The organism is Pseudomonas sp. GL_091 (genome assembly GCF_057837725.1).
The window spans coordinates 5840509-5866807 of record NZ_CM174451.1; the positions used below are offsets into that span (position 1 = coordinate 5840509).

Here is a 26299-nt window from a genome sequence, read left to right on the forward strand (position 1 = left end):
TGCTCGCGATGAGGCCATTTGCATCACTGGGAATCAGGCCAAAACGCCCGAATCCCCGCCACACCCTGCGCACCCGCCGCCCAGGCTTTCTCCACCTCAGCCGGGCCCACACCACCGAGCAGGAACACCGGCTTGCTGAACCCTTCGATCAAGCTCGACGCCTGCTCCCAACCCAACGGCTCGGCGCCAGGATGCGTCAGGGTCGGTTGAACCGGTGACAGGGTCACGAAATCCACCCCCATCTGTTCGGCCAGCGCCAGCTCTTCAGCGTTATGGCATGACGCCGCCAGCCAGCGTGATGCCGGGAGCGGTCGCCCAGCCGCTGCGTATTTGCGCAACTGCGCCGAGGTAATGTGCCAACCGGCGGACGGGAAGTCGCCCAGCCATTCGAACGGTCCCTTGATCATCAATTGCGCCTTGCCAGCACACAGCCCTACCGCATCCACGGCCAGGTCGCGATACTTCGGATCGTAACCGTTCGGCGCGCGCAACTGGATCAGCTTGATGCCGCTGGCAATGGCCTTCTGGATGCCACGCAGCAACGCTGGGGTTTCCAGGTCTTCCGGCGTGATCAGGTACTGTGCGGGTAATTTCGCGGCCGCGACGATCGGCTGATTGGCCGCCGGGAACTCGTAACTCGACAAATCACGAGGTGCAACCCAGGCCAGCGGTTGGCCTTCGGCACCGTGGGGCTCGCCGGTAAACGCCGAGACTTCCCAGACATCCAGCAACACCTGCTTGTCCGGGTAATCGTGCCGGACCTTGATCAGCGGGCGCGCCGCGCCGACCACGATGCCCAGCTCTTCATGGAGTTCGCGGGACAGCGCAGTTTCGACCGACTCGTCGGCCTCGACCTTGCCGCCTGGAAACTCCCACAGGCCACCCTGGTGCTGTGAGTCGGCACGACGGGCGATCAGGATTTGGCCACTGCCATCGCGGATGACGGCGGCGGCGACATGGACTCGTTTCACCTTTGCAACTCCTCCAGTCCGGCCTTCTGCCAGGCCTTGAACGCCGGCCATTGGTAGAGGGTTTCAACATAGGCTTCGTCAGCCGCGGACAGTTTCACCCGATAGGTGCGCAGGCGCACGGCGATGGGTGCAAAGAACACGTCGGCCAACGTGATGTGGCCAAACAAGTACGGACCGCTCTCGGTCGCAGCGGCACGGCACTCGGCCCACAGCGCCGACATGCGTTCGATGTCGGCCTGAACGTCAGCTGGAACAGGCGACAGCGCTGCGTCATGGCTCAGGTCGAACGGCATGTTGCCGCGCATGGCGAAAAAGCCACTGTGCATTTGCGCGCACGCCGAACGCGCCTGGGCACGGGCGGCAGTGTCTTTGGGCCACAGGTTCGCGTCGGGAAACTGTTCTGCCAGGTACTCGGCAATCGCCAGGGAGTCGGCGATGGTGCCGTGCCCGGTCTTCAGCAGCGGGACCTTGCCGGTCGGCGAATGCTTGAGCAGACGCTCACGGGTGTCCGGCTGGTTCAGCTTGATCAGTTCTTCGGTGTAGGAGGCGCCAGCCAGATCGAGGGCCAGAGCCCCGCGCAAGGACCAGGAGGAATGCAGTTTGTCGCCGATGATCAGGTGCAGGCTCATGTTCGGGACCTTTGGGATGAGGGAGGCAGGCCAGTCTAGCTAGTGACTGACAGATCGCCATCGCGAGCAGGCTCGCTCCCACAGTGGTTCGAGGTGTACACAAATCCAATGTGGGAGCGAGCCTGCTCACGATAGGGGCGACTCGGTCTTACGTACGGTACTCGGCGTTGATCTTCACGTATTCGTGGGACAGGTCGGTGGTCCAGATGGTTTCGCTGCAATCGCCACGACCCAGCTCGATACGGATGGTGATTTCTTCCTGCTGCATCACCGCCGCGCCCTGGGCTTCGGTGTAGGTCGCCGCGCGCGCGCCACGGCTGGCAATGCACACATCGCCGAGGAATACGTCGATCTTGCTCACGTCCAGGTTCGGTACACCGGCACGGCCGACGGCCGCCAGGATACGGCCCCAGTTCGGGTCCGAAGCAAACAGCGCGGTCTTGATCAGCGGCGAGTGAGCCACGGTGTAACCGACGTCCAGGCATTCCTGGTGGTTGCCGCCGCCGTTGACTTCAACGGTGACGAATTTGGTCGCGCCTTCGCCGTCGCGAACGATGGCCTGGGCCACGTCCATGCACACTTCGAACACCGCCTGCTTCAACTTGGCAAACAACTCGCCTTCGGCGCGGGTGATTTCCGGCAATGCCGCCTGACCCGTGGCGATCAGCATGCAGCAGTCGTTGGTCGAGGTGTCGCCATCGATGGTGATGCGGTTGAACGACTTGTTGGCGCCATCGAGCATCAGGTTTTGCAGCACGTCGCGGGAGACTTTGGCGTCGGTGGCGATGTAGCCGAGCATGGTCGCCATGTTCGGGCGAATCATGCCGGCGCCTTTGCTGATGCCGGTAACGGTGATGGTCACACCGTCGTGCTGGAACTGACGACTGGCACCTTTTGGCAGGGTATCGGTGGTCATGATACCGGTGGCGGCAGCTTCCCAGTTGTGGATCGACAGGTCGTCGAGGGCCGCTTGCAGCGCGCCTTCAATTTTCTCCACAGGCAGCGGCTCGCCGATCACGCCGGTGGAGTACGGCAGCACCTGGCTGGCATCGACACCGGTCAACTCGGCCAGTTTCGCGCAAGTGCGCTCGGCCGCGGCCAGGCCTGGCTCGCCGGTGCCGGCGTTGGCATTGCCAGTGTTGGTCAGCAGGTAACGCACAGCGCCTTGCACGCGTTGCTTGGCCAGGATCACCGGTGCGGCACAAAACGCGTTCAGGGTGAACACGCCGGCAACCGTGGAGCCTTCAACACAGCGCATGACCACAACATCCTTGCGCCCCGGGCGCTTGATACCGGCCGAGGCGATACCGAGTTCAAAACCGGCAACCGGGTGCAACGTTGGCAAAGGACCAAGACCAACAGCCATGAATGCGCTCCTTTATAAATGATGTCAGCACCGTTTCAGCAGAACGGTGGTTCGAATGGTAAAACGCCGCGACGGCAGAAGCCGGTCGCGGCGCGGGTATTTCAGCGATTGAAACGGGCTTTACTGAATCTGCCCATGGCAATGCTTGAACTTCTTGCCCGAACCGCAATAGCACAGCTCGTTGCGACCCAGCTTCTGCTCGTTGCGAACCGGCGCGGCAGCGAGGGCAACATCGACCTCTTCGCCCAACACTTCCGGCTGCTCCAGACCTGGGGCTTCTTCATGCAGGAACTGCATGCGAGCGGCCAATGCCTCGGCTTCCTGACGCAGGCGCTGCTCTTCTTCGATCGGATCTTCGCGGCGAACCTGAACGTGGGACAACACACGAATCGAATCGCGCTTGATCGAATCCAGCAACTCGGAGAACAGGGTGAACGACTCGCGCTTGTATTCCTGCTTCGGGTTCTTCTGGGCATAGCCACGCAAGTGGATACCGTGGCGCAGGTGGTCCATGGTCGACAGGTGGTCTTTCCACAGGTCGTCCAGTACGCGCAGAACGATTTGTTTCTCGAAGGTGCGCAGCGCTTCGGCGCCCGCCTGGTCTTCTTTCTCGTTGTACGCCGCGATCAGTTCCTGCATCAGTTTCTCGCGCAGGGTTTCTTCGTACAGGTGATCGTCTTCATCGAGCCATTGCTGGATCGGCAGCGCTACACCGAAATCGCTCTGCAACGCAGCTTCCAGACCGGCCACGTCCCACTGCTCAGGCAGCGATTGCGGAGGAATGTGCGCGCTGACGGTGGCGTTGAGCACGTCCTGACGGAAGTCAGCGATGGTCTCACCGATGTTGTCGGCGGCCAGCAACGTGTTACGCATGTGATAGATCACTTTACGCTGTTCGTTGTTGACGTCGTCGAACTCGAGCAGTTGCTTGCGAATGTCGAAGTTGCGGCCTTCAACCTTGCGCTGAGCCTTTTCGATGGCGTTGGTCACCATGCGGTGCTCAATCGCTTCGCCAGGCTGCATGCCCAGGGCTTTCATGAAGTTCTTCACCCGGTCAGAGGCGAAGATGCGCATCAGGCTGTCTTCCAGCGACAGGTAGAAGCGGCTGGAACCGGCGTCGCCCTGACGACCGGCACGACCACGCAACTGGTTGTCGATACGGCGCGATTCATGACGCTCGGAGGCAATCACCTGCAAACCGCCCGATTCGAGCACTTGCTGGTGACGCTTCTGCCAGTCGGCCTTGATCTGGGCAATCTGCTCAGGGGTCGGGTTTTCCAGGGAAGCCACTTCCACTTCCCAGTTACCGCCCAACAGGATGTCGGTACCACGACCGGCCATGTTGGTGGCGATGGTCAGTGCGCCCGGGCGACCGGCCTGGGCAATGATCTCGGCTTCTTTTTCGTGGAACTTGGCGTTCAGAACCTTGTGTTCGATGCCTTCCTTCACGAGCAGACCGGACATGTGCTCGGAGGTTTCGATGGTGGCAGTACCGACCAGAACCGGACGACCCGCAGCCATGCTTTCCTTGATGTCGGCCACGATTGCCGCGTATTTCTCGTCGGCGGTCAGGAACACCAGGTCGTTGTAGTCTTTACGGGCCAGCGGCTTGTTCGGTGGAATCACCATGACCTGCAGGCCATAGATCTGGTGGAACTCGAACGCTTCGGTGTCGGCCGTACCGGTCATGCCGGACAACTTGTTGTACAGACGGAAGTAGTTCTGGAAGGTGGTCGACGCCAGCGTCTGGCTTTCGGCCTGGATGTTCAGGTTTTCCTTGGCTTCGATGGCCTGGTGCAGGCCTTCGGACAAACGGCGGCCCGGCATGGTACGGCCGGTGTGCTCGTCGACCAGGACAACCTGACCGTCCTGCACGATGTACTCGATATTGCGGTGGAACAGTTTGTGCGCACGCAGGCCGGCATAAACGTGAGTCAGCAGGCTCAGGTTGTGTGCCGAATACAGGCTTTCGCCTTCAGCCAGCAGGCCGATGCGGGTCAGCGTCTCTTCGACGAACTGGTGACCGGCTTCGTTGAGTTCGACCTGGCGGGTCTTCTCGTCAACGGTGTAGTGGCCGGCCTTGGTGACTTCGCCTTCCACTTCTTCGATGTGCAACTCAAGCGTCGGGATCAGCTTGTTGACCTCGATGTACAGCTTGGAGCTGTCCTCGGCCTGACCGGAGATGATCAGCGGCGTACGGGCTTCGTCGATGAGGATGGAGTCGACTTCGTCGATCACGGCGAAATTGAGTTCGCGCTGGAATTTTTCTTCCATGCTGAACGCCATGTTGTCGCGCAGGTAATCGAAGCCGAATTCGTTGTTGGTGCCGTAGGTGATGTCGGCGGCGTAGGCAGCGCGCTTCTCTTCCGGCGGCTGGAACGGCGTGACAACGCCGACCGTCATGCCGAGGAATTCATACAGCGGGCGCATCCAGTTGGCGTCACGGCGGGCCAGGTAGTCGTTCACAGTCACAACGTGCACACCGTTGCCGGACAGCGCGTTGAGGTAAACGCCCAGTGTTGCCACCAGGGTCTTGCCTTCACCGGTACGCATTTCCGCGATCATGCCTTCATGCAAGGTCATGCCGCCGATCAGCTGGACATCGAAGTGGCGCATGCCCATGACACGCTTGCCGGCTTCGCGGGCGACCGCAAAGGCTTCTGGCAGCAGTTTGTCGAGGGATTCCCCTTTGGCGATGCGGGCCTTGAACTCATCTGTCTTGGCACGCAATTGATCGTCCGAAAGGGCCACCATTTGCTCTTCGAAGGCATTGACGAGTTGCACCGTCTTGAGCATGCGTTTGACTTCACGCTCGTTCTTGCTTCCAAAAAGTTTCTTTAACAAAGGCGCAAACATATCGGCAGGATCTTCCACACTAAAGGGATGGAGGGCGGCCCCGTGAGTCGCCCGTGCAGCCCTCATGGCCGCATGCGAACGAGCATTCTACCCGGAAACGATGGAGAGGAAAGTGGCGATATTCCACGATGCTGGCACAGCGCTTTGACGGGGCTCACTTAAAATAAGGGCGTTTTGCTCAACTTCAAGCCGTTCAAGGCAGAAGTTAGTTGTTGATTTAATGGGCAAAGCACCCACAAAAGCAATGGGCGGGTGCATCCGGCGCTTTCTGCTACCATGGCGCCTCTGTTACTTCAGGTGTCTGATCATGGCATTTCGCCCACTTACGGCCAAAGTACCTGCCGTTCTACTACGCGAAGCCAAGCCGCTGAAGGCCATTCTCGGCCACGCTCAACGCCTGGGTCATCTGCAACGTTTGCTCGAAAGCCAATTGCAACCCGCCGCTCGCGAGCATTGCCACGTGGCTTCCTGGCGCGAAGGCAGTTTGTTGCTGATTGTCACCGACGGTCATTGGGCAACCCGCCTGCGCTACCAGCAAAAGCGCCTGCAACGGCAATTGCAGATGTTCGATGAGTTTGCCAATCTGACCCGGATCCTGTTCAAAGTTCAACCGCCGACCGTTCAGCAAGGTGCGGCCGGGCATACCATGGACTTGTCCAACGACGCGGCAGCGACCATTCAGGCCACGGCCGATGGAATCAGCGACCCGAATTTGCGGGCAGCGCTGGAGCGGTTGGCGGCGCACGCCAAAACCAAATCCTCATAGGCGCCCCCTGTGGGAGCGAGCCTGCTCGCGAAGGCGGCATAACATTCAACAATGATGTTGCCTGACACACCGATTCGCGAGCAGGCTCGCTCCCACAGTTAAATTGTGTCCACTCGCTACCGGATTTTTTTGCTGCCTAGCAACGAGCCCATCAAGCCGCGCACCAACTGTCGCCCAAGCTGATTCGCCGCCTGTCGCATCGCTGATTTCAAGGCCTGACCCGCCGCGGTTCCAAGAAACTCTCCGGCCTGTTCGGTGAAGCTCGGCTCCTGTTTGCCCTGCTCCGCTTCGGGCTCAGGTGCCAACCCCTTGCGCCCCATCAGCACCTCATAGGCCGATTCACGGTCAATCGGCTTGTCATAACGCCCCTGCAACGGCGAACCGGCAATCAGCGCCGTGCGCTCGGTGTCGGTCAAAGGCCCGATCCGCGATTGCGGCGGTGCCACCAGCACCCGCTGGACCACTTCCGGCGTGCCCTTTTCCTGCAGGGTGCCGACCAGCGCCTCACCGATCCCGAGCTCGGTCAACACTGACAACGCATCGAACGCAGGATTCGGCCGGAAACCTTCGGCCACTGCGCGCAGGGACTTCTGCTCCTTGGCGGTGAACGCACGCAGACCGTGCTGGATGCGCAAGCCCAACTGCGCCAGCACATCATCCGGCAGGTCACCCGGTGACTGGGTGACGAAATACACGCCCACGCCTTTCGAACGAATCAGCCTCACGACTTGTTCCAGACGATCACGCAATGCCTGGGGCGTACTGTTGAACAACAAGTGAGCCTCGTCGAAAAACAGCGCCAGTAACGGTTTGTCGGCATCGCCACGCTCCGGCAACTGCTCGAACAGCTCGGCCAGCAGCCACAGCAGGAACGTCGCGTAGACTTTCGGCGCTTCATGCACCAGGCGGCTGGCATCGAGCAAATGAATGCGCCCACGGCCCTGCGCCGTGGGTTGAAGGATGTCTTCGAGTTGCAGCGCCGGCTCGCCGAACAGGGCTTCGGCGCCCTGTTGCTCCAGGGTTGCCAGTCGTCGCAGCAATGCCTGGCTGGAGCCGGTGGTCATCAATGCCGCATCGTCGCCCAGCAACTGGGGGTTGTCCCGCAGGTGATTGAGCAACGCCTTCAGATCCTTGAGATCGAGCAACAACAGGCCTTCGCGATCCGCCACCTTGAACGCGGCGTACAGCGCCGACTGCTGACTGTCGGTCAGCTCCAGCAGGCTGCCCAGCAGCAGCGGCCCCATTTCACTCAAGGTTGTGCGTAAAGGATGACCGGACTGACCGTGTACGTCCCACAACGTCACCGGATAAGCCTGAGGCTTGTGGTTGAGCCAGGGCATCCCGGCAATCCGCTCGGCGATCTTGCCCTGGGGGTTGCCGGCGGCACCGAGACCGCACAGGTCACCCTTGATGTCGGCGGCGAACACTGCCACGCCGGCATCGCTGAAGGCTTCGGCCATTCGTTGCAAAGTGACGGTCTTGCCGGTGCCGGTCGCGCCCGCGATCAAACCGTGGCGGTTCGCCAGGCGCATGGCCTGGGCAATCGGCTGCCCTTCGAGATCGGCGCCGATAACGAGTTGCAATGAGTCAGGCATTTGGTCACCCATGATTAATCTTTGGTCCTACACGGCCGATAGAGATAACGACAAAGCAGTCAGACACGATCTGGTCGGAAATTTCCCTAAGGAGAGTCGGAAAATTCACTTGCTTTCAACCTTGCCCGTCGTGCGTCCCTTTATAAAAGCACGCGCTGGACATTAAGACCTTAGCGGAACCCCAAGCCATGAACAAAAATCTGCGTTTCAGCCATAAGATCCTGCTGGCCGCCGCCCTCATTGTGATTGCCGCCTTCGCCTCATTTACGCTGTACAACGACTATTTGCAGCGCAACGCCATCCGCAAAGACCTGGAAAATTATCTGCAGGAAATGGGCGCAGTGACCGCCAACAATATCCAGACCTGGTTGAACGGGCGCAGCCTGCTGATTGAAAACCTGTCACAAACTGTCGCGTTCAACCCCGATGCAGACAACGTTTCCAGGCTGCTTGTACAAAAAGCCGTGACCTCGACTTTCATGGGCGCCTACCTCGGCAACAAGGATGGTTCTTTCATCATTCGCCCGGACAGCAAGATGCCCGATGGCTATGACCCGCGTGCACGCCCTTGGTACAAGAGCGCGCAAGACAGCAGCGGTTCGGCATTGACCGAGCCATATATCGATCTGGCCTCCGGCCAACTGGTGATTTCCATTGTCGACAGCGTCATCAAGGACGGCCAGAACATCGGCGTGGTCGGTGGCGACCTGAGTTTGCAGGTGATCGCCGACAGCCTTGGCACGCTGGATTTCAACGGCATCGGTTATGCCTTCCTGGTCAGTTCCGACGGCAAGATCCTGGTACATCCCGACAAAGCGCTGGCGATGAAGACACTCAAGGATGTCTACCCGCAAGACACGCCGGCCATCAGCAGTGCAATGAGCGAAATCCAGGTCGACGGCAAAACCCGCATCGTGACCTTCACCCCGATCAAAGGCTTGTCGTCGGTCAACTGGTACATCGGTCTGTCGGTCGACAAGGAAAAAGCCTACTCGATGCTCAGCGAATTCCGCACCTCGGCTGTCGTTGCGACCATCATTGCCGTGGCCATCATCATCGCCCTGCTCGGCATGCTGATTCGCATCCTGATCCAGCCGTTGCACGTCATGACACGCGCCATGGCCGACATCGCCGACGGCGAAGGCGACCTGACCAAGCGCCTGACCATCCAGAACAATGACGAGTTCGGCACCCTCGGCACCGCGTTCAACCGTTTCGTCGAGCGTATTCACGGCTCGATCCGCGAAGTGTCCTCGGCCACCGGGCAAGTCAACGAAGTGGCATTGCGCGTGGTGGCCGCGTCCAACTCGTCGATGTTCAACTCCGACCAGCAAGCCTCGCGCACCAACAGCGTCGCGGCCGCCATCAACCAGCTCGGCGCCGCCGCCCAGGAAATTGCCCGTAACGCCGCGCAGGCTTCGAGCCAGGCCAGCGATGCCCGCAGCCTGGCCGAGGACGGCCAGCAAGTGGTGGACCGCAGCATCGTGGCGATGAATCAACTGTCGAACATGCTCAGTGCTTCGAGCTCCAATATCGAATCGCTGAACAGCAAAACGGTGAACATCGGACAGATTCTCGAAGTGATCACCAGCATTTCCCAGCAAACCAACTTGCTGGCGCTCAATGCCGCGATTGAGGCCGCCCGCGCCGGTGAGGCCGGTCGTGGATTTGCCGTGGTGGCGGACGAAGTGCGCAACCTGGCACACCGCACGCAGGAATCGGCGCAACAGGTGCAAACCATGATCGAGGAGCTGCAGGTCGGCGCCCGGGAATCGGTCAGTACCATGAGCGACAGCCAGCGCCATAGCCAGGACAGCGTGGAAATCGCCAACCTCGCAGGTGAACGCCTGAACAGCGTGACGCTGCGTATCGGTGAAATCGACGGCATGAACCAGTCGGTGGCTACCGCAACCGAGGAACAGACCGCCGTGGTGGAGTCGATCAACGTCGACATCACCGAGATCAACACGCTGAACCAGGAAGGTGTGGAAAACCTGCAATCGACCTTGCGCGCGTGTTCGGACCTTGAGCAGCAGGCGGCGCGGTTGAAGCAGTTGGTAGGCAGTTTCCGTATCTAGCGCCTTAACTGGCCCCATCACGAGCAGGCTCGCTCCCACAGGGTTAAACGCTGACTTTGTGGGAGCGAGCCGGCTCCGGGCGGCGTTCCGACGATAGCGGCCTGCCGAACACTACAAAACCCCGTAGACGCCCCCACCCGCACAACCCCCAACCGAACATCTATCCTTCATATAGGTCAACCAAAGGAGTACCAGGACCGGAGGATCGTTCATCGTGCATATCGCTGATATCACCATGTTCTACGCCCCTGCCAGCGGTGGCGTGCGCACTTATCTGGATGCCAAGCACCGTCGTCTGGGCATCAAACCTGGCATTCGCCACAGCTTGCTGATCCCCGGATCGTCGTTGAGTGAGCAGGATGGCATCTTCACCGTACCGGCACCTGCCCTGCCCTTCGGCAAGGGCTATCGCTTTCCTCTGCGTCTGGCGCCCTGGCGCAATGTCCTGCAAGACTTGCAACCCGATCTGATCGAAGTCGGCGACCCCTACCTCACCGCGTGGGCGGCGCTGGATGCACGGCGGCAACTCGATGTACCGGTCATCGGCTTTTATCACTCGGACCTGCCGCTGCTGGTCAGCAACCGCATGGGCCATTGGGTGACCAACAACGTCGAGACCTATGTCAGCAAGCTCTATGGCAACTTCGACCGGGTCCTGGCGCCCAGTCGGGTCATGGCCGACAAGCTCACCGGGCTTGGGGTCAGGAATGTGTTTGTGCAACCGTTGGGCGTCGACCTGCAAACATTCAATCCCGATGCCAGAGACCCCGGGCTGCGGGCAGAGTTGGGCCTGGACGATAACACCCGGTTGCTGATCTTCGCCGGGCGCGGTTCCATGGAAAAAAACCTGCCGGTGCTGCTCGACTGCATGGAACGCTTGGGCCGACGCTATCACCTGCTGCTGGTTGGCTCGTCGATGCCCACGGCCGTACCGTCCAACGTGACCGTGATCGATGAGTTCCGCCCGGCGGCGCAGGTGGCCCGCCTGATGGCCAGCGCCGACGCATTGCTGCACGCCGGTGATCAGGAAACCTTCGGCCTGGTGTTACTCGAAGCCATGGCCAGCGGTATACCGGTGGTGGCCGTGGCGGCCGGGGCCTTCGAGGAAATCGTCACCGACGACTGCGGCGTGCTCTGCGCACCGAACAACCCCGCCGCAATGGCCACCGCCGTTCGAGAACTGTTCGGGTCAGGCAGCGTAGCCTTGGGCCAACAAGCACGATTGCATGTCGAACGGCATTACGCCTGGGATACGGTGGTCAACAGCTTGTTGCGCCACTACCACGCCGTGCTCGGCAGCCAATGGCCGCTGACAGCCAATGGTTGAGCCCATGAACACTCCCGCTTTACTGCTGGTACTGCACGACGTGGCACCGCCAACCTGGGCCGATTACCAGCCGTTCGTCAAAGCCGTCGACGCCTTGGGTGGCGTACCGATCACCTGGCTGGTGGTGCCGGACTTTCACAAACACAACAATCTGGACGCCCATCCGCAATTTTGCCGCCAGCTCAGTGCCAGGGTTGCCCGGGGCGACGAACTGGCACTGCACGGCTATTTCCACTACGACGACGGGCCGCTGACCAGCAATCCCCGTGACTGGTTCATGCGTCGGGTCTACACCCACGAAGGCGAGTTTTACCGTTTGTCGCAGGAAGCCGCCTTCGCCCGCCTGCGTTCGGGTATCGAGATGTTCCACCGCCATGACTGGCCGCTGGAGGGGTTCGTCGCCCCGGCCTGGCTGATGAGCCAAGGCACTCGCCAGGCATTGCGCCAATTGCCACTGAGTTACACCAGTGACTCGCAGCATCTATACCGTTTGCCGGATTTCATCGCGTTCGAAGCGCCGGGGCTGGTCTGGAGTGCGCGCAGTGCCTGGCGCCGAGGTGTATCGAAGCTCGTCAGCGACCGGCGTGAACAACGCTGGCAACACGCCCCGGTGATTCGCCTGGGCCTGCACCCGGTGGACATGCGCCATGAGTTCTCGCGTCGATACTGGCTACAAACCCTCGAACGCCTGCTCGACAATGGACGGGTGCCAATGACCAAGGCCCACTGGCTGGCGCTGCAATACGACCGACTGGGCCGTGCCGCATGAGTCGCGGACTGCTGATGCTCGTCGGTCTGCTCGCGGCGATTCTGATTTGGCGGGCGGTGGGCCGGTGTTTTTACTGATGCTGGGCCGCCCGCTGCTAACGAAATTGATGAAACTCAAGCAGGCTTAGGCTTGTCCTCGGGCTCTTGCTGCAACTGCTCCCACAACTGCGCGGCGTCAGGAAACTCCGTACCGGTTTCTGGCCCCATGTCATCCGGGTCGTAGCGGCTCAGGCAACCCTCGCCCAGCGTGGCGGGGGCCTTGGAGGTGGCTTTGTCCAGTGGATCGGCCATGGTCATATCCTCGGTGCAGAAACGGCGAAGGGCCTGAAGCGATTGAACGCCCAGGCCCTTCGAATTTCAACTGTGCCGCAGGTCCGTCAGAAAACGACGGTTTTGTTTCCGTGTACCAGAACCCGGTCTTCCAGGTGATAACGCAGGCCACGGGCCAGCACCATCTTCTCGACATCACGGCCGAAACGCACCATGTCTTCGATGCTGTCGCTGTGGCTGACGCGTACCACGTCCTGCTCGATGATCGGGCCGGCATCCAGCTCTTCGGTCACATAGTGGCAGGTCGCGCCGATCAACTTCACGCCACGCAGCGAGGCCTGGTGGTACGGCTTGGCACCGACGAACGACGGCAGGAAGCTGTGGTGAATGTTGATGACCTTGTGCGCGTATTCGCTGCACAACTCAGGCGGCAGGATTTGCATGTAACGGGCAAGCACCACCACTTCGGCATCGTGCTGTTCGACCAGGCGCGAAACCTCGGCGAAGGCCGGCTGCTTGTCCTGCGGATTGACCGGGACGTGGTAGTACGGGATGCCGTGCCACTCCACCATGCTGCGCAAGTCATCATGGTTGGAAATCACACAGGAAATTTCGCAGTCCAGCTCATCGCTGTGCCAGCGGTGCAGCAAGTCGGCCAGGCAGTGCGACTCGCGGCTGGCCATCAGGACCACGCGTTTCTTTTGCTCGGTATCGGTGATGCGCCAGTCCATCGAGAACTCTTCGGCGATCGGGGCAAAGGCTTCACGAAACGCTTCGATACCAAATGGCAGGGAGTCGGCACGGATTTCGTGACGCATGAAGAACCAGCCACTGAGATTGTCCGAGTGATGGCTCGCTTCAGTGATCCAGCCGTTGTGTGATGCCAGAAAGTTACTGACTTTGGCAACGATGCCAACACGGTCCGGGCAAGAAATCACCAGACGAAAAGTGCGCATGAGGGGGAAACTCCAGAACTTCGCAAAGGCCGCCATTCTAGCGATTGCGCAGCAAAACTGCAGTATTGTTGACGTTTCGCCCTGCCGGAAGGTCGGTGCGGCAGGATGGACAGCGCCGGTGCCGGTTCGCCCGGATGCTCTAGCGGTGCGGGTCATTTGTTAAATTATGTATATCTGACAGACCTGGACCACACTAATAAATGCATTACAGATGTGCGCCAAAGACACAGCAATTAAATTAAATAAAGTTGGCTTAAATGTTTACTTGATGAAACACCGTGACTATTATTGCCGCACTGTCACCTGCCATCCAGCGTACAACATAAGGTAGTCCACATGTCCTTGATCAACGAATACCGCGCCACCGAAGAAGCTATCAAAGAGCTGCAAGCCCGTTTGAAGAACCTGTCCCAAGACGACAAACTGCAAACCGAGCTGGAATTCGAAGGCAAACTGCGCACCCTGATGGGCGAGTACTCCAAGTCCCTGCGTGACATCATCGCGCTGTTGGATCCAGAATCCAAAACCAAGGCACCACGCGGTGGTGCAGTGAAAACTACCGGCACCAAACGTGCTCGCAAAGTTAAACAATACAAAAACCCGCACAACGGTGAAGTCATCGAAACCAAAGGTGGCAACCACAAGACTCTGAAAGAGTGGAAAGCCAAGTGGGGCGGTGACGTGGTGGAAGGCTGGGCTACCCTGCTGGGCTAAGCCTCAGAGCTTGTCGCAGACGGATCCGTGACAAAAAATAACGCCAGCAAATGCTGGCGTTATTTTTTGCGGGGTATTTAAGCCCTGGCATGTTCGATTTCAAAGACACAAACGCTGGCGCAGTCCCTGGGCATAATCCTGCCACTCACTGAGCACCCCCTGCTGAAACGGAGTAGCACTAACGCTCAATTGGGCCGCGGCTTCTACAAAACTTTCAAGGGTATTTGGCGCCCCCCACTCGGGCTCCGACAAACGTTTCTGACAGAATACTCGCCAGCGTTCCTGCTCTTCGGGATTCAACGTCTCGGGAAAGTTGCGTGCGCGATATCGAAACAGCAGTTCAGGCAAACGTTCGTCATCGAAAGGCCACTGCTCTTGTGCCAATTGCATCGGGTCAACGGCTCTGACTTGTTCACACAATCGCCGATCCCGATCACCGATAAATCCATCATATAACTGTTGCTCCGGATCCTGGCTCGGGGAAAAATCTTCGCGGGCATAAATCGCCAGGATTTTATCCAGCCAAACTTTCCGGGCGTCATTTAGCCGCAACACTCGCTGCTGATATAGCGCCATATCCAGCCCCAGGCGTTGCTGGTCTTCTTTGCGAAGTACCGACAACGGTGCCACCACCGGGCACTTGTTGATATGAATCAGCTTCAACGGCACCGGCAACTCGCCTTCGGCCAGTTCGTCGTGGCGGGTATACAAGCGCTGGCGCAAGCTTTCGGCATCCAGGTCGAGCAGGCCCTGGGGATCGAGATGCAGATCACAGACAATCAGGGCGTTCTTGTTGCGCGGGTGCCAGGCCAGCGGCAACACCACACCTACATAACTGCGCGCGGCCGAAAATCTCCCGGAAACATGCACCAGCGGTTGCAACAGACGTATCTGGTCCATGACTTTTTGCTTGCTGCGCAGTTGAAACAGCCAGTCGTACAGCTTTGGCTGTTTTTCCCGTATCAGGCGCGCCAGGGCGATCGTCGCGCGAACGTCCGACAGCGCTTCGTGGGCATTGCCATGATCGATGCCGTTGGCAGCGGTCAGGCGTTCGAGCCTGAGCGTGACCCGCCCCTCGTCATCGGTCGGCCAGACCATGCCATCGGGGCGCAAGGCATAGGCGGCGCGCACCACATCGATCAGGTCCCAACGGCTGTTGCCGCCCTGCCACTCCCGCGCATAGGGGTCGAAAAAGTTTCGGTACAGACTGTAGCGGGTCATCTCGTCATCGAAACGCAAGGTGTTATACCCCGCGCCACAGGTACCGGGCGCCGCGAGTTGGGCATGCACCCGGGTCATGAAATCGGCTTCGCTCAAGCCTTGCGCCTGCAGTTGCCCGGGAGTGATTCCGGTGATCGTGCAAGCAGCCGGATGCGGCAGGATGTCATCACTGGGCTGGCAGTAAAGGTTGACCGGCTCGTCGATTTCATTGAGATCGAAGTCAGTGCGCAGGCCGGCCATTTGCAACGGACGGTCGCAACGGGGATTGATGCCAGTGGTTTCGTAGTCGTACCAGAAGATGGAGGTCACGGGCGATTCCTGAACTGAAGATCGGCAAAGTCTAGGCGTTCACCTCCCGCCCCGGCCAGTAGTCTTGTCATTCAAGCACCTTGCGCGACTCACCATGCAATACATAGTTATGTCGTTTCCCCCCGCCCCCGCCCCTCGAATAGGCTGCTAGCATCGAATGGATACACAATCCCGAATAAGGCCACATCATCAGGTTGCCCATGCTCGAGACCACAGCACTGCCAGGGACTGCGCCGCTGTCACCGCCGCTGGATACGCGGTACCAGGTCGAAACGCCGGAGGGCGTCGACCTGCCACTGCGCCCGGCCGGGTTGATGGTCCGTGCGCTGGCATTCGCCATCGATCTTGGTTTGCGCGGCCTGGTCCTGGGCGTGCTTTTCATTGCACTGGCGATGCTCGGCAAACTGGGAGCCGGGCTCGGCTCGATCCTGCTGTTCGTGGTGAGCTGGTGGTACATGGTGCTGTTCGAGGTGCTGAACCACGGCCGCTCGCCGGGCAAGCAATGGATGGGCTTGCGGGTGGTGCACGACGATGGCACCCCGGTCGGCTGGTCCGCGTCGCTGCTGCGCAACCTGCTGCGCGTTGTCGACCTGCTGCCGTTCGGTTACTTCCTCGGAGCCATCAGTTGCCTGCAACATCCCCACTTCAAGCGCCTCGGCGATATCGCCGCCGGGACCCTGGTGATCTACCGCGAACAATCGCATACCCGCCCCGAACTCCCCGAAGCCCAGCCCCGTCGCCCGGCCTTTGTCCTGACACTCACCGAGCAACGGGCCATCCTCGGGTTTGCCGAGCGCCAGGGTGAACTCTCCGAAGCGCGGGTCAATGAACTGGCTTCGATTCTTGCCCAACCCTTGCAAGTCCAGCCCCCGCAGGCGGTGACCGAGCTCAACGGCATCGCCCGCGGCTTGTTGGGGCCGACATGAAGCAAAGCCTTTTTGAAAGCCGGCACAAGGCCGAATGGGAACAGTTCACTCGCCTGCTCGAGCAATTGGAGCAAGACAGGAAAGCCACTGGGGCCGGCAGTTTCCCGAAGGACTACCGACGCCTCTGCCAACACCTGGCACTGGCACGGGAGCGTGGCTACAGCAGTTTTCTGATCGATTCCTTGCAGCAACAAGTGCTGCGCGGACACCAACAGCTTTACCGACATCGCAGCCGTTTGGGGGCCAACGTGCTGGCATTCATCCTGGCCGACTTTCCGCGACTGGTGCGCGAACAGTGGCGTTTTGTCCTCGCCGCCAGCCTGCTGTTCTTTGGCAGCCTGGCCGGTTTCGCGCTGCTGGTGTACCTGTACCCGGACCTGGTCTACAACCTGATCCCCGCCGAGCAGGTCAGTGAAATGCAAAGCATGTACGACCCCGTTGCCGGTCACCTCGGGCGCACGGCGGAACGGGCCGCCAGTGAGGATTGGGCGATGTTCGGCTACTACATCATGCACAACATCGGCATTGCCTTTCAGACCTTCGCCAGCGGTTTGCTGTTCGGCCTGGGCAGCGTGTTTTTCCTGATTTTCAACGGCCTGATGATCGGTGCGGTGGCCGGGCACCTGACCTACGTCGGCTACGGGCAAACCTTTTGGTCATTCGTGATCGGCCATGGTGCTTTCGAACTCAGCGCCATTGCCCTGGCCGGTGCCGCCGGCCTGAAGCTGGGCTGGGCGTTGGTCGCCCCGGGGCGCCTGCCACGGGCCGAGGCCTTGCGATTGGCTGCGCGCAAGAGCGTGCTGCTGATCTGCGGGGTCATTCTGTTTCTGCTGATCGCGGCGTTTATCGAAGCCTATTGGTCGTCAATGACCGGCCCTTCGCACCAGACCAAGTACCTGGTCGGCGCGGCGCTCTGGTTGCTGATGGTGGTTTATCTCGTATTTTCCGGACGTCGCCGCCATGCGCCTGAGTGACGCCACGGTGGTGATTCGCCCGCGCTCGACCTGGGAAGCCATGGACCTCGGGGTGCTCCTGAGCCAACGCCACCGACGTCTGTTGATGACCAGTTGGGCCTTGGTCACCTTGCCCGTTTTCGCGCTGCTCAGTTGGGGATTCTGGGATTCGCCCTCGCTCGCCGTGTTCATTTTCTGGTGGCTGAAGCCGGCGTTCGAACGCCTGCCCTTATACATCCTGTCCCAGGCGATGTTCGGTGAAACGCCCACGCTCAAGCAGGCGCTGCACCAATGGCCACGCCTGCTCAAACCGCACTTGCTGGCCAGCCTGACCTGGCGACGCCTGAGTTTGCCCCGCAGTTTCATGATACCGGTGGTGCAACTCGAAGGGCTCAACGGCCAGCAACGGCAACAGCGCCTACAGGTGCTGTTGCAGCGAGACGCCGGCGCCGCACGCTGGCTGACGATCATCGGCGCGCACCTGGAAGGCGCGTTGTGGATCGGCATGATGGTGTTGTTCTATCTGCTGCTGCCACAACAGGTCGCGCTCGACTGGAGCTGGCAGTCGCTGATCTCCGCGGCCAACCAGGACTGGTACTGGCTGGAACACCTGACCAACGCCTTTTATGCACTGGTGCTGGTGGTCTGGGAACCGATCTATGTCGCCTGCGGTTTCAGCCTGTACCTGAACCGGCGCACCGTGCTGGAGGCCTGGGATATCGAACTGGTGTTCCGCCGAATGCGCCAGCGCCTCGTCAGTGCAGGCGCTGTCCTGTTGATGGCCATGATTGTGCTGATGCCGCCCACCCACAGCGCATGGGCCACCGAACCGGCCATCGCACCCGACAGCCCGCGCCTGCTGGACCAGCCCCTGACGAGCCAGGCCTCCAGGGACAGCATCAAGTCGATCCTCGAACAACCGCCCTTCAAGAACCGGGAATCGGTCACGCGCTACCGCTTTGGCGAAGAGCAACCGAGTGCTGAAGCTACGGACGACGGCAAGACACCACAATGGTTGAAGGCGCTGTTGAAGCTATTTGAGGGGCAACGCTTCGGGGCATTGGCGACCTTGATTGAAATCGTGCTGTGGGGCATCGTCATTGGCGCCATCGGCCTGTTGATCTGGCGCTATCGCGACTGGTTGCAGGCGTTCGTCAGCCGACGACCAATCCCCGACATCAAAGCCACGCGACCGTTACCGCAGCAAGCATTCGGCCTGGACCTCAAGCCCGAGTCCCTGCCCGCCGACATCGCCGCCCACGCCGAAAGTCTTTGGCAGACTCATCCACGCGAAGCGCTCGGCTTGCTTTATCGCGCCCTGCTCAGCCGCCTGCTGCACGACTTCAACATTGCACTCAAAGCCGCCGACACCGAAGGCCAGGTGCTTCGGCGTGTCGAGCTATTACAGCAACCGGCCTTGCTGGCCTACAGTAAAAACCTGACCGGACACTGGCAAAACATGGCCTACGGTCATCGCCTGCCACCCGCTCAGGTGCAGCAGGAACTGTGTAACGGCTGGCGTGTTCTGTTCGGCCCGGAGGCTGTCCGTTGAGTCGGCGCTGGGGCACCATAACCGGGCCGTTGATCGCCGTGTTGCTGGCTGCGCTGAGCGTTTATCTGTACCTCAAGGCTACCCCCTACCAGACCGAAATCGACCACGGCCCCTCCCCCGAAGCCAATGCCAACCCTTATCTGGCGGCGGAGCTGTTCCTGCGTAAACAAGGCCAGAACGTCGACCACGCCAATGGCCTCGACATCCTGCCCAGCCTCGACCCGCATCAACGCAGCCTTCTGTTGCTTGGGGAACGCTACAACATGACCCCACGGCAGATCGACCAGCTGATGAACTGGACCCGGGCCGGCGGGCGGCTTCTGTTCGTCGCCCAGTCGCTGTGGGATGAAAAACTCGGCCATAGCAATGACCTGCTGCTCGACCGGGTGCAATTGCACCAGTCCTTGAGCAAAGACCTCAAAGACCCGCCGCCGGATGTCGGTGACGATCCGTACCCGCAACTGACCAAGCTCTATCTGGAAAACGAAGACGCCCCGGCCTACGCGGGTTTCGATACCGCGTTCCATCTCGAAGACCCGAAAAACCTCGCCCTGGCCTGGGCCAACAGCGCCAGGGCCACGCACATGATGCAGCTCAACCACGGACTGGGTTCGATCATCGTGGTCACCGATGCCGACCTGTGGAAAACCCCGGCCATCGATCGGTACGACAACGCCTGGTTGCTCTGGTACCTGACCGCCGATACCCACGTGACGCTGATCTTCAACACCGATCACGACAGCCTGCTGACCTTGCTGCTGCGTTATTTCCCCCAGGCGCTGGTCGCGTTGTTCGCCTTGATCGGCCTGGGTTTCTGGCACTTTGGCGTGCGTCAGGGGCCACTGCTGGAACCGGCACCAAAAGCGCGTCGGCAATTGCAGGAGCACCTGCGCGCCAGTGCCGATTTCCTGTTGCGCCGCAACGGTCAGGCCGGCCTGCTGCAAGCCTTGCAGCAAGACATCCTGCGGCGCGTGCGGCGTCGTCATCCCGGCTTTGAACAACTCGGCGTTGCCGAACAATGGCTGGTGCTCGCGCGCCTGACCGGCCAACCCACACGCGCTATCAGCCAGGCCATGAGCCCGCGACCGAAGCAACGGCTTTCCAGCGTTGAATTCAGCCGTCAGGTCGCCCACCTGCAATCCTTGAGGAACGCCCTATGAGTCAACCGATCGAGCCTGACGTACCGAGCCACGCCGCTCAACAACGTCAGCGTGCCGGCCATCTGGCCCAGGCCGTACGCAAAGAATTGCAAAAAGCAGTGATTGGCCAGGACCGCGTGATCGACGACGTCCTGACCGCGCTGATCGCCGGCGGCCACGTGTTGCTCGAAGGTGTGCCGGGTTTGGGCAAGACCCTGTTGGTGCGTGCCCTCGCCCGTTGCTTCGGCGGCGAGTTCGCGCGCATCCAGTTCACCCCGGACCTGATGCCCAGCGACGTCACCGGGCATGCGGTGTATGACTTGCAGACCGAGCAGTTCAAGCTGCGCAAGGGGCCGTTGTTCACCAACCTGCTACTGGCCGACGAGATCAACCGTGCCCCGGCGAAAACCCAGGCCGCGCTGCTCGAAGCCATGCAGGAACGGCAAGTCACCCTCGAAGGCCAGCCATTGCCGATTGCGCAACCGTTCATGGTGCTCGCCACGCAAAACCCGATCGAACAGGAAGGCACTTACCCCTTGCCGGAAGCTGAACTGGACCGCTTCATGCTCAAAGTGCGCATGGATTACCCCGACGCCGAGCAAGAGCTGGACATGGTGCGTCAGGTCAGCCGCTCGACCCGGGCCGACATGCTCGACGTTCAACCGATGCGTACGTTGTTGCAGGCCAAGGATGTACTGGCCCTGCAACGCATTGCCAGCGACCTGGCGCTGGACGATCAGGTGCTCGATTACGCCGTGCGCCTGGCACGGTCTACCCGCAGTTGGCCCGGCTTGATTCTCGGCGCCGGCCCACGCGCGTCCATCGCGCTGGTGCGATGTGCCCGGGCCCGAGCACTGCTGCGTGGTGGTGAGTTCGTGATTCCGGATGACATCAAGGGTTGCGCCCTGGCCGTGCTGCGCCATCGTGTGCGCATCGCGCCGGAGCTGGACATCGAGGGCCTGGATGTCGATCAGGTACTCCAGCAGATGCTCGACCAAGTGCCGGCGCCGCGCCTGTGAAACCCTCGCGCCTGATGCTCGTCTGGCTGTTGATCCTGTTGGCCTGCGGTATCGTGTCGGGCACTTTGCGGGCATTGGAGTTCGCGGTTCCGGCGAATCTCATGGCGATCAACTGGGGATTGCTCCTGGCGCTGCTGGTTCTGGCCCTGCTGGATGCGGTGCGCGTGAAGCGCCGGCCTTCGCCCCGGCTGAAACGCCAGTTGCCCGGCAGCCTGGCGCTGGGTCGATGGAGCGAGGTGCAACTGACTGTCGAACACGACTTTGCACAACCGCTGAACGTACAAGTCTTCGACCACGTGCCACCAGGCCTGGGCTTCGAAAACCTGCCCCTGACGGTCGAGCTGCAACCCGGCCGGCACAGCCTGGCCGGTTATCGCCTGCGCCCGCTCAAGCGCGGCCACTTAAGCTTCAAACGCTGCGAAATTGACCTGCCAAGCCCCTTGGGGCTCTGGTCGGACAGACGCTTGCTCGACCTGCCCGATGCCACCCGCGTCTACCCCGATTTCGCCCGCTTGTATGGAGGGCAGTTGCTGGCGGTGGACAACTGGCTCAGCCAGCTTGGTGTACGCCAGAAACAACGACGGGGCCTGGGCCTGGAATTCCATCAATTACGCGAATTTCGTGAAGGCGACAGCCTGCGCCAGATCGACTGGAAAGCCACCGCCCGCCAGCGCACGCCGATTGCCCGGGAGTATCAGGACGAACGCGATCAGCAGATCATTTTCATGCTCGACTGCGGCCGGCACATGCGCAGCCAGGATGATGAGCTGTCGCACTTCGATCACGCGCTCAACGCCTGTCTGTTGCTCAGCTACGTCGCGCTACGTCAGGGCGATGCAGTAGGCCTGAGTACTTTTGCCAGCGAGCAGCCGCGCTACCTCGCGCCGGTAAAAGGCACCAGCCATCTCAACACCCTGCTCAACAGCGTTTATGACTTGAACAGCAGCCAACGCAGCGCCGACTATCAAGCCGCGGCAACGCAACTGCTGGCACGGCAAAAACGCCGGGCACTGGTGGTGCTGGTGACCAACCTGCGCGAAGAGGACGACGATGAATTGCTCTCGGCGGTAAAGCGCCTGAGCCAGCAGCATCAGGTGCTGGTCGCGAGCCTGCGTGAAGATGTGCTCGACACCCTGCGTCAGTCACCGGTGCAGACCTTGCCCGAGGCGCTGGCCTATTGCGGGACCGTGGACTACCTCAATGCACGCGCCGAACTCCATGAGCGCTTGAACGCTCATGGAGTGTTGGTGATGGATGCGCGGCCCGGTGAGTTGGGGGCAGAGTTGGTGACTCGGTACCTGGGCTGGAAAAGAACTGGACTCTGAGCCTGAGCCTGAGCAATCACTCACAGCCGGTTTTCCAGTGATCTCAAGCCGAAGCCGGCAACGGCAGAAAACTGAAATACAGCTTCAACGCCTCCACCAGTTGCCCATACTCCGGCGGCGCCCGTTGCAGGCTGAACCCGGTGTCGTAATGTTGGGGGGTCGCGTCTTCGTGGCACCACAGGCAACAGGCCTGCAGGTCGATGATCCGCTGGCCACCTTCGCAGGCGGGAATTTTCAGGCGCAGGGTGAAGTCCGCGCCGATCATCATCGGCAGCAGGCTGATCAACATCAGCCCATCTTCGGAGACATTGCCCAGGTAGCCGATGGGTTTGCCGGTGATGCCGTTGAACACTTTCAGGAAGTACGGCAGTTGATGCCGCTCGATTCGGCGGTCGGTGAACATGTGCAATTTCGCTATGCAAGGCTCTTAAGCAGAGCCGCACTACTGCTTCGGAACGGGTATGCATAAGTCTTTGCCCGCTCTCCCCGCTTCCGGTGCGCCAGTCCTGACAGCGCTAAGTCCTGCTTGTGCCGGTCACAGGTGTTGCCCCGGTTCAGAGACAAGGCTCTAAAACCGGTTCATTGGACTATAGCTCAGCACCGCCGGTGAGCCAGCGACTGGAGGGTTATCGCCATCAGAACTGCGTCGGTTTAACTGCCGCCGCACTGCGTGTCGGGTAGTGGCCCAGGCTCTGCAGGGTTTCAATGCGGGCACGGGCGCGGTAGGCATATTCGCTCTGTGGGTAGGACGCCATGATGAACTGATAGGTCTGGGCCGCGTCGATAAACATCTTCTGTCGCTCCAGGCACAGACCGCGCATCATCGACACTTCCGGCCACACGTAAGGCCGCGCGCGGCTGTCGCGTTCGACCTTGGACAGCTCGAGCATCACCTGCTCGCAATTGCCCCGGTCATAGGCGCTGTAGGCATTGTTCAAATGATGGTTCATCGACCAACGGGTGCAGCCCGTGACGCTGAGGGCGCTGAGGGCAAGGGCGGCAATGAGCACGAATCGCATGGGGGATCTCCTGTCTTGAACCCTGTATCGACCCATGGTCGGAAATCTTCAGGCTGCAGCAGCGAGAAGTTGCCAGGCTCAATAAAGAAGGCAATAACCAGGCTCTTCACGAAAACCAGGCTCTTCACGAAAAAGTAGTGCAAACGAACAATGACTACACCTTCGGAGCATAGTAGCCTCACTCAGCGCTTGAACTCAGGAGTCTTTGCATGTCCGTCCGTCGTACCAAAATCGTCGCCACCCTTGGCCCGGCCAGTAACTCGCCGGAAGTTCTCGAACAGCTGATTCTGGCTGGCCTGGACGTCGCCCGCCTGAACTTCTCCCACGGCACCCCCGACGAGCACAAGGCTCGCGCCAAGCTGGTGCGTGACCTCGCGGCCAAGCACGGTCGCTTCGTCGCCCTGCTGGGTGACCTGCAAGGCCCGAAAATCCGTATCGCCAAATTCGCCAACAAGAAGATCGAGCTTAAGATCGGTGATCAATTCACCTTCTCCACCAGCCATCCTCTGACCGAAGGCAACCAGCAAGTGGTCGGCATCGACTATCCGGACCTGGTCAAGGACTGCGGCGTGGGCGACGAGCTGCTGCTCGACGACGGTCGCGTGGTGATGCGCGTCGATACCGCCACGGCCACCGAACTGAATTGCACCGTGACCATCGGCGGCCCGCTGTCGGACCACAAAGGCATCAACCGTCGCGGTGGCGGCCTGACCGCTCCGGCCCTGACTGAAAAAGACAAGGCCGACATCAAGCTCGCCGCGGAAATGGAAGTCGACTACCTCGCGGTCTCCTTCCCGCGTGACGCCGCCGACATGGAATACGCCCGTCAACTGCGCGACGAAGCCGGCGGCACTGCCTGGCTGGTGGCGAAGATCGAACGCGCCGAAGCCGTGGCCGACGACGAAACCCTCGACGGCCTGATCAAGGCGTCCGACGCGGTGATGGTTGCCCGTGGTGACCTGGGCGTGGAAATCGGCGACGCCGAGCTGGTGGGCATCCAGAAGAAGATCATTCTGCACGCACGCCGCCACAACAAGGCGGTGATCGTCGCGACCCAGATGATGGAGTCGATGATCCAGAACCCGATGCCGACCCGCGCCGAAGTGTCCGACGTAGCCAACGCCGTGCTCGACTACACCGACGCCGTGATGCTCTCGGCCGAAAGCGCCGCTGGCCTGTACCCGCTGGAAGCCGTTCAGGCCATGGCGCGCATCTGCATCGGTGCCGAAAAGCACCCAACCAGCAAGACCTCCAGCCACCGCATCGGCAAAGAGTTCGAGCGTTGCGACGAAAGCATTGCGCTGGCGACCATGTACACCGCCAACCACTTCCCGGGCGTGAAAGCGATCATCGCCCTGACCGAAAGTGGTTACACCCCGCTGATCATGTCGCGCATCCGTTCCTCGGTGCCGATCTACGCGTTCACCCCACACCGCGAAGCCCAGGCCCGCGCGGCTATGTTCCGTGGCGTGTACACCATCCCGTTCGACCCGGCTTCGCTGGCGCCGAATGAAGTCAGCCAGAAGGCTATCGACGAGCTGGTCAAGCGCGGCGTAGTACAGAAAGGCGACTGGGTCATCCTGACCAAGGGCGACAGCTACCACACCACCGGCGGCACCAACGGCATGAAGATCCTGCACGTTGGCGACCCGATGGTCTGAGTGACCGGTTGTTCGAAAAACAAAAGCCCCGCCATGTGAATGGCGGGGCTTTTTGCTTTCTGATTCAACAGGTGTGTTGTCTGATCGGGCCTCATCGCGGGCAAGCCCTGACACCGAAAACTCAATGCCGTTTGATAAACCCCGTCAACGCCGCCAGTGCCTCCGGAGACCGCAGCCGCTGGGTAAACAGCGCCCCCTCCTCCTCAATCACCTTGCGCAACAGCTCCCGATCCGGCGCCTTCATCAATTGCTTGCTGATGCGCACCGCTTCCGGCGGCAGCGACTCGAAGCGCAGCGCCATCTCCCGCGCCTTGGCCAAGGCTTCTTCGCCACTGCCCAGCGCCTCGGACGCAATGCCCCACGCGGCAGCCTGTTCACCATTGAAGCCCTCACCGAGCAGCAACAACTCCGCCGCCTTGGCCTGCCCAAGTAAGCGCGGCAGGATCAGGCTGGAGCCGAACTCCGGGCATAAACCAAGGTTGACGAACGGCATGCGCAGGCGTGCGTCGCGACTGACGTAGACCAGATCACAATGCAGCAACATCGTCGTGCCAATACCCACCGCCGCTCCGGCCACGGCGGCGATCACCGGCTTGCGGCATTCGAGCAGATTGAGCATGAACTGGAACACCGGGCTGTCGAGGCCGCTCGGCGGTTGCTGGATGAAGTCGGCGATGTCGTTGCCGGCGGTGAAGCATTCGGCAGAACCGGTGATCAGCACGGCGTTGATCTGCGGGTCGCTGTCGGCCTGTTTCAACGCCTCGGCCAAGTGGCTGTACATGGCGCGGGTCAGGGCGTTTTTCTTGTCCGGGCGATTCAGGCGCAGGGTCAACAGGCCGCGTTCGCGTTCAATTTGGATGGCATCGGTCATGGCAGGTC

At 60.7% G+C, this 26299-nt stretch carries 23 protein-coding genes and 1 pseudogene; 13 read left to right on the forward strand and 11 right to left on the reverse strand.

Going from position 1 to position 26299, the window contains the following annotated elements:
• Positions 1–23: 23 nt before the first annotated feature.
• From AC3ITY_RS26540 to secA, 4 genes are all read right to left on the reverse strand, one after another.
• On the reverse strand, positions 24–971 hold the full coding sequence (locus AC3ITY_RS26540; protein WP_489305957.1) for a Nudix family hydrolase: 948 nt from the start codon (positions 969–971) through the stop codon (positions 24–26).
• The gene (locus AC3ITY_RS26545) at positions 968–1600 is read right to left on the reverse strand and encodes a glutathione S-transferase family protein (protein WP_489305958.1); all 633 of its coding nucleotides are present in this window, start codon (positions 1598–1600) and stop codon (positions 968–970) included. Before AC3ITY_RS26545 ends, AC3ITY_RS26540 begins: the two co-directional genes overlap by 4 nt.
• 148 nt (positions 1601–1748) lie before the next feature.
• Positions 1749–2966 (reverse strand): bifunctional glutamate N-acetyltransferase/amino-acid acetyltransferase ArgJ, encoded by a 1218-nt coding sequence (gene argJ, locus AC3ITY_RS26550; RefSeq protein ID WP_090457453.1) that lies wholly within the window; start codon positions 2964–2966, stop codon positions 1749–1751.
• 120 nt (positions 2967–3086) lie between these two features.
• Positions 3087–5822, reverse strand: a complete 2736-nt coding sequence (gene secA, locus AC3ITY_RS26555; RefSeq protein ID WP_489305959.1) for a preprotein translocase subunit SecA — start codon at positions 5820–5822, stop codon at positions 3087–3089.
• A 307-nt stretch (positions 5823–6129) separates the two neighbouring features.
• On the opposite strand from secA, the gene AC3ITY_RS26560 reads away from it, so the two are divergent.
• Positions 6130–6588 (forward strand): DUF721 domain-containing protein, encoded by a 459-nt coding sequence (locus AC3ITY_RS26560; protein ID WP_046042193.1) that lies wholly within the window; start codon positions 6130–6132, stop codon positions 6586–6588.
• Positions 6589–6704: 116 nt separating this feature from the next.
• Here the strand turns inward: AC3ITY_RS26560 and AC3ITY_RS26565 are convergent, their stop codons facing one another.
• The gene (locus AC3ITY_RS26565) at positions 6705–8183 is read right to left on the reverse strand and encodes a helicase HerA-like domain-containing protein (protein WP_489305961.1); all 1479 of its coding nucleotides are present in this window, start codon (positions 8181–8183) and stop codon (positions 6705–6707) included.
• A gap of 188 nt (positions 8184–8371) precedes the next feature.
• On the opposite strand from AC3ITY_RS26565, the pseudogene AC3ITY_RS26570 reads away from it, so the two are divergent.
• The 4 genes and pseudogenes from AC3ITY_RS26570 to gpgD form a co-directional block, all read left to right on the forward strand.
• A pseudogene (locus AC3ITY_RS26570) lies at positions 8372–9403 on the forward strand (HAMP domain-containing protein); the annotation flags it as partial.
• A gap of 93 nt (positions 9404–9496) precedes the next feature.
• Positions 9497–10261 carry a methyl-accepting chemotaxis protein gene (locus AC3ITY_RS26575; protein WP_489311012.1) on the forward strand — a complete coding sequence of 255 codons (765 nt, stop codon included), beginning with the start codon at positions 9497–9499 and terminating at the stop codon, positions 10259–10261.
• Positions 10262–10475: 214 nt separating this feature from the next.
• Positions 10476–11588, forward strand: a complete 1113-nt coding sequence (gene gpgS / locus AC3ITY_RS26580; protein WP_489305962.1) for an N-acetylglucosaminyl phosphatidylglycerol synthase — start codon at positions 10476–10478, stop codon at positions 11586–11588.
• Positions 11581–12357, forward strand: coding sequence for an N-acetylglucosaminyl phosphatidylglycerol deacetylase (gpgD, locus tag AC3ITY_RS26585; RefSeq protein WP_489305964.1), 777 nt, complete (start codon positions 11581–11583; stop codon positions 12355–12357). The genes gpgS and gpgD overlap by 8 nt, the downstream gene beginning before the upstream one ends.
• Before the next feature lie 113 nt (positions 12358–12470).
• On the opposite strand, the gene AC3ITY_RS26590 is transcribed toward gpgD, so the two are convergent.
• Positions 12471–12647, reverse strand: a complete 177-nt coding sequence (locus AC3ITY_RS26590; protein ID WP_173677941.1) for a hypothetical protein — start codon at positions 12645–12647, stop codon at positions 12471–12473.
• Positions 12648–12733: 86 nt separating this feature from the next.
• The gene (purU, locus tag AC3ITY_RS26595; protein ID WP_489305965.1) at positions 12734–13582 is read right to left on the reverse strand and encodes a formyltetrahydrofolate deformylase; all 849 of its coding nucleotides are present in this window, start codon (positions 13580–13582) and stop codon (positions 12734–12736) included.
• 336 nt (positions 13583–13918) lie between these two features.
• On the opposite strand from purU, the gene mvaT reads away from it, so the two are divergent.
• The gene (gene mvaT / locus AC3ITY_RS26600) at positions 13919–14296 is read left to right on the forward strand and encodes a histone-like nucleoid-structuring protein MvaT (protein WP_007933316.1); all 378 of its coding nucleotides are present in this window, start codon (positions 13919–13921) and stop codon (positions 14294–14296) included.
• A 99-nt stretch (positions 14297–14395) separates the two neighbouring features.
• Here mvaT and sbcB read toward each other — a convergent pair whose 3' ends face one another.
• Entirely contained in the window at positions 14396–15826 is a 1431-nt protein-coding gene (gene sbcB / locus AC3ITY_RS26605) for an exodeoxyribonuclease I (RefSeq protein ID WP_489305967.1), read from the reverse strand.
• A 200-nt stretch (positions 15827–16026) separates the two neighbouring features.
• Between sbcB and AC3ITY_RS26610 the strand changes: the two genes are divergently transcribed.
• Genes AC3ITY_RS26610 through AC3ITY_RS26635 form a run of 6 tightly spaced genes read left to right on the forward strand, consistent with a single transcriptional unit; the run spans position 16027 to position 22740 of the window.
• Positions 16027–16752, forward strand: coding sequence for an RDD family protein (locus AC3ITY_RS26610; protein WP_489305969.1), 726 nt, complete (start codon positions 16027–16029; stop codon positions 16750–16752).
• The gene (locus tag AC3ITY_RS26615; protein ID WP_489305970.1) at positions 16749–17726 is read left to right on the forward strand and encodes a stage II sporulation protein M; all 978 of its coding nucleotides are present in this window, start codon (positions 16749–16751) and stop codon (positions 17724–17726) included. Before AC3ITY_RS26610 ends, AC3ITY_RS26615 begins: the two co-directional genes overlap by 4 nt.
• A complete protein-coding gene (locus AC3ITY_RS26620; RefSeq protein WP_489305972.1) occupies positions 17713–19257 on the forward strand; it encodes a DUF4129 domain-containing protein in 1545 nt (514 codons plus the stop codon). The genes AC3ITY_RS26615 and AC3ITY_RS26620 overlap by 14 nt, the downstream gene beginning before the upstream one ends.
• Entirely contained in the window at positions 19254–20417 is a 1164-nt protein-coding gene (locus tag AC3ITY_RS26625; protein WP_489305974.1) for a DUF4350 domain-containing protein, read from the forward strand. The genes AC3ITY_RS26620 and AC3ITY_RS26625 overlap by 4 nt, the downstream gene beginning before the upstream one ends.
• Positions 20414–21415: an AAA family ATPase gene (locus AC3ITY_RS26630; protein WP_477784112.1), complete on the forward strand. Its 1002-nt coding sequence runs from the start codon at positions 20414–20416 to the stop codon at positions 21413–21415. The genes AC3ITY_RS26625 and AC3ITY_RS26630 overlap by 4 nt, the downstream gene beginning before the upstream one ends.
• Positions 21412–22740 (forward strand): DUF58 domain-containing protein, encoded by a 1329-nt coding sequence (locus tag AC3ITY_RS26635; protein WP_489305975.1) that lies wholly within the window; start codon positions 21412–21414, stop codon positions 22738–22740. Before AC3ITY_RS26630 ends, AC3ITY_RS26635 begins: the two co-directional genes overlap by 4 nt.
• 43 nt (positions 22741–22783) lie before the next feature.
• On the opposite strand, the gene AC3ITY_RS26640 is transcribed toward AC3ITY_RS26635, so the two are convergent.
• Positions 22784–23143, reverse strand: coding sequence for a PilZ domain-containing protein (locus AC3ITY_RS26640; protein ID WP_489305976.1), 360 nt, complete (start codon positions 23141–23143; stop codon positions 22784–22786).
• Between the two features lie 232 nt (positions 23144–23375).
• Positions 23376–23759 (reverse strand): tetratricopeptide repeat protein, encoded by a 384-nt coding sequence (locus tag AC3ITY_RS26645; RefSeq protein ID WP_489305977.1) that lies wholly within the window; start codon positions 23757–23759, stop codon positions 23376–23378.
• A gap of 209 nt (positions 23760–23968) precedes the next feature.
• Here AC3ITY_RS26645 and pyk point away from each other — a divergent pair, with 209 nt between their 5' ends.
• The gene (gene pyk, locus AC3ITY_RS26650) at positions 23969–25420 is read left to right on the forward strand and encodes a pyruvate kinase (RefSeq protein ID WP_150726740.1); all 1452 of its coding nucleotides are present in this window, start codon (positions 23969–23971) and stop codon (positions 25418–25420) included.
• Positions 25421–25541: 121 nt separating this feature from the next.
• Here pyk and AC3ITY_RS26655 read toward each other — a convergent pair whose 3' ends face one another.
• Positions 25542–26291, reverse strand: coding sequence for an enoyl-CoA hydratase-related protein (locus tag AC3ITY_RS26655; protein ID WP_489305979.1), 750 nt, complete (start codon positions 26289–26291; stop codon positions 25542–25544).
• Positions 26292–26299 lie beyond the last annotated feature (8 nt).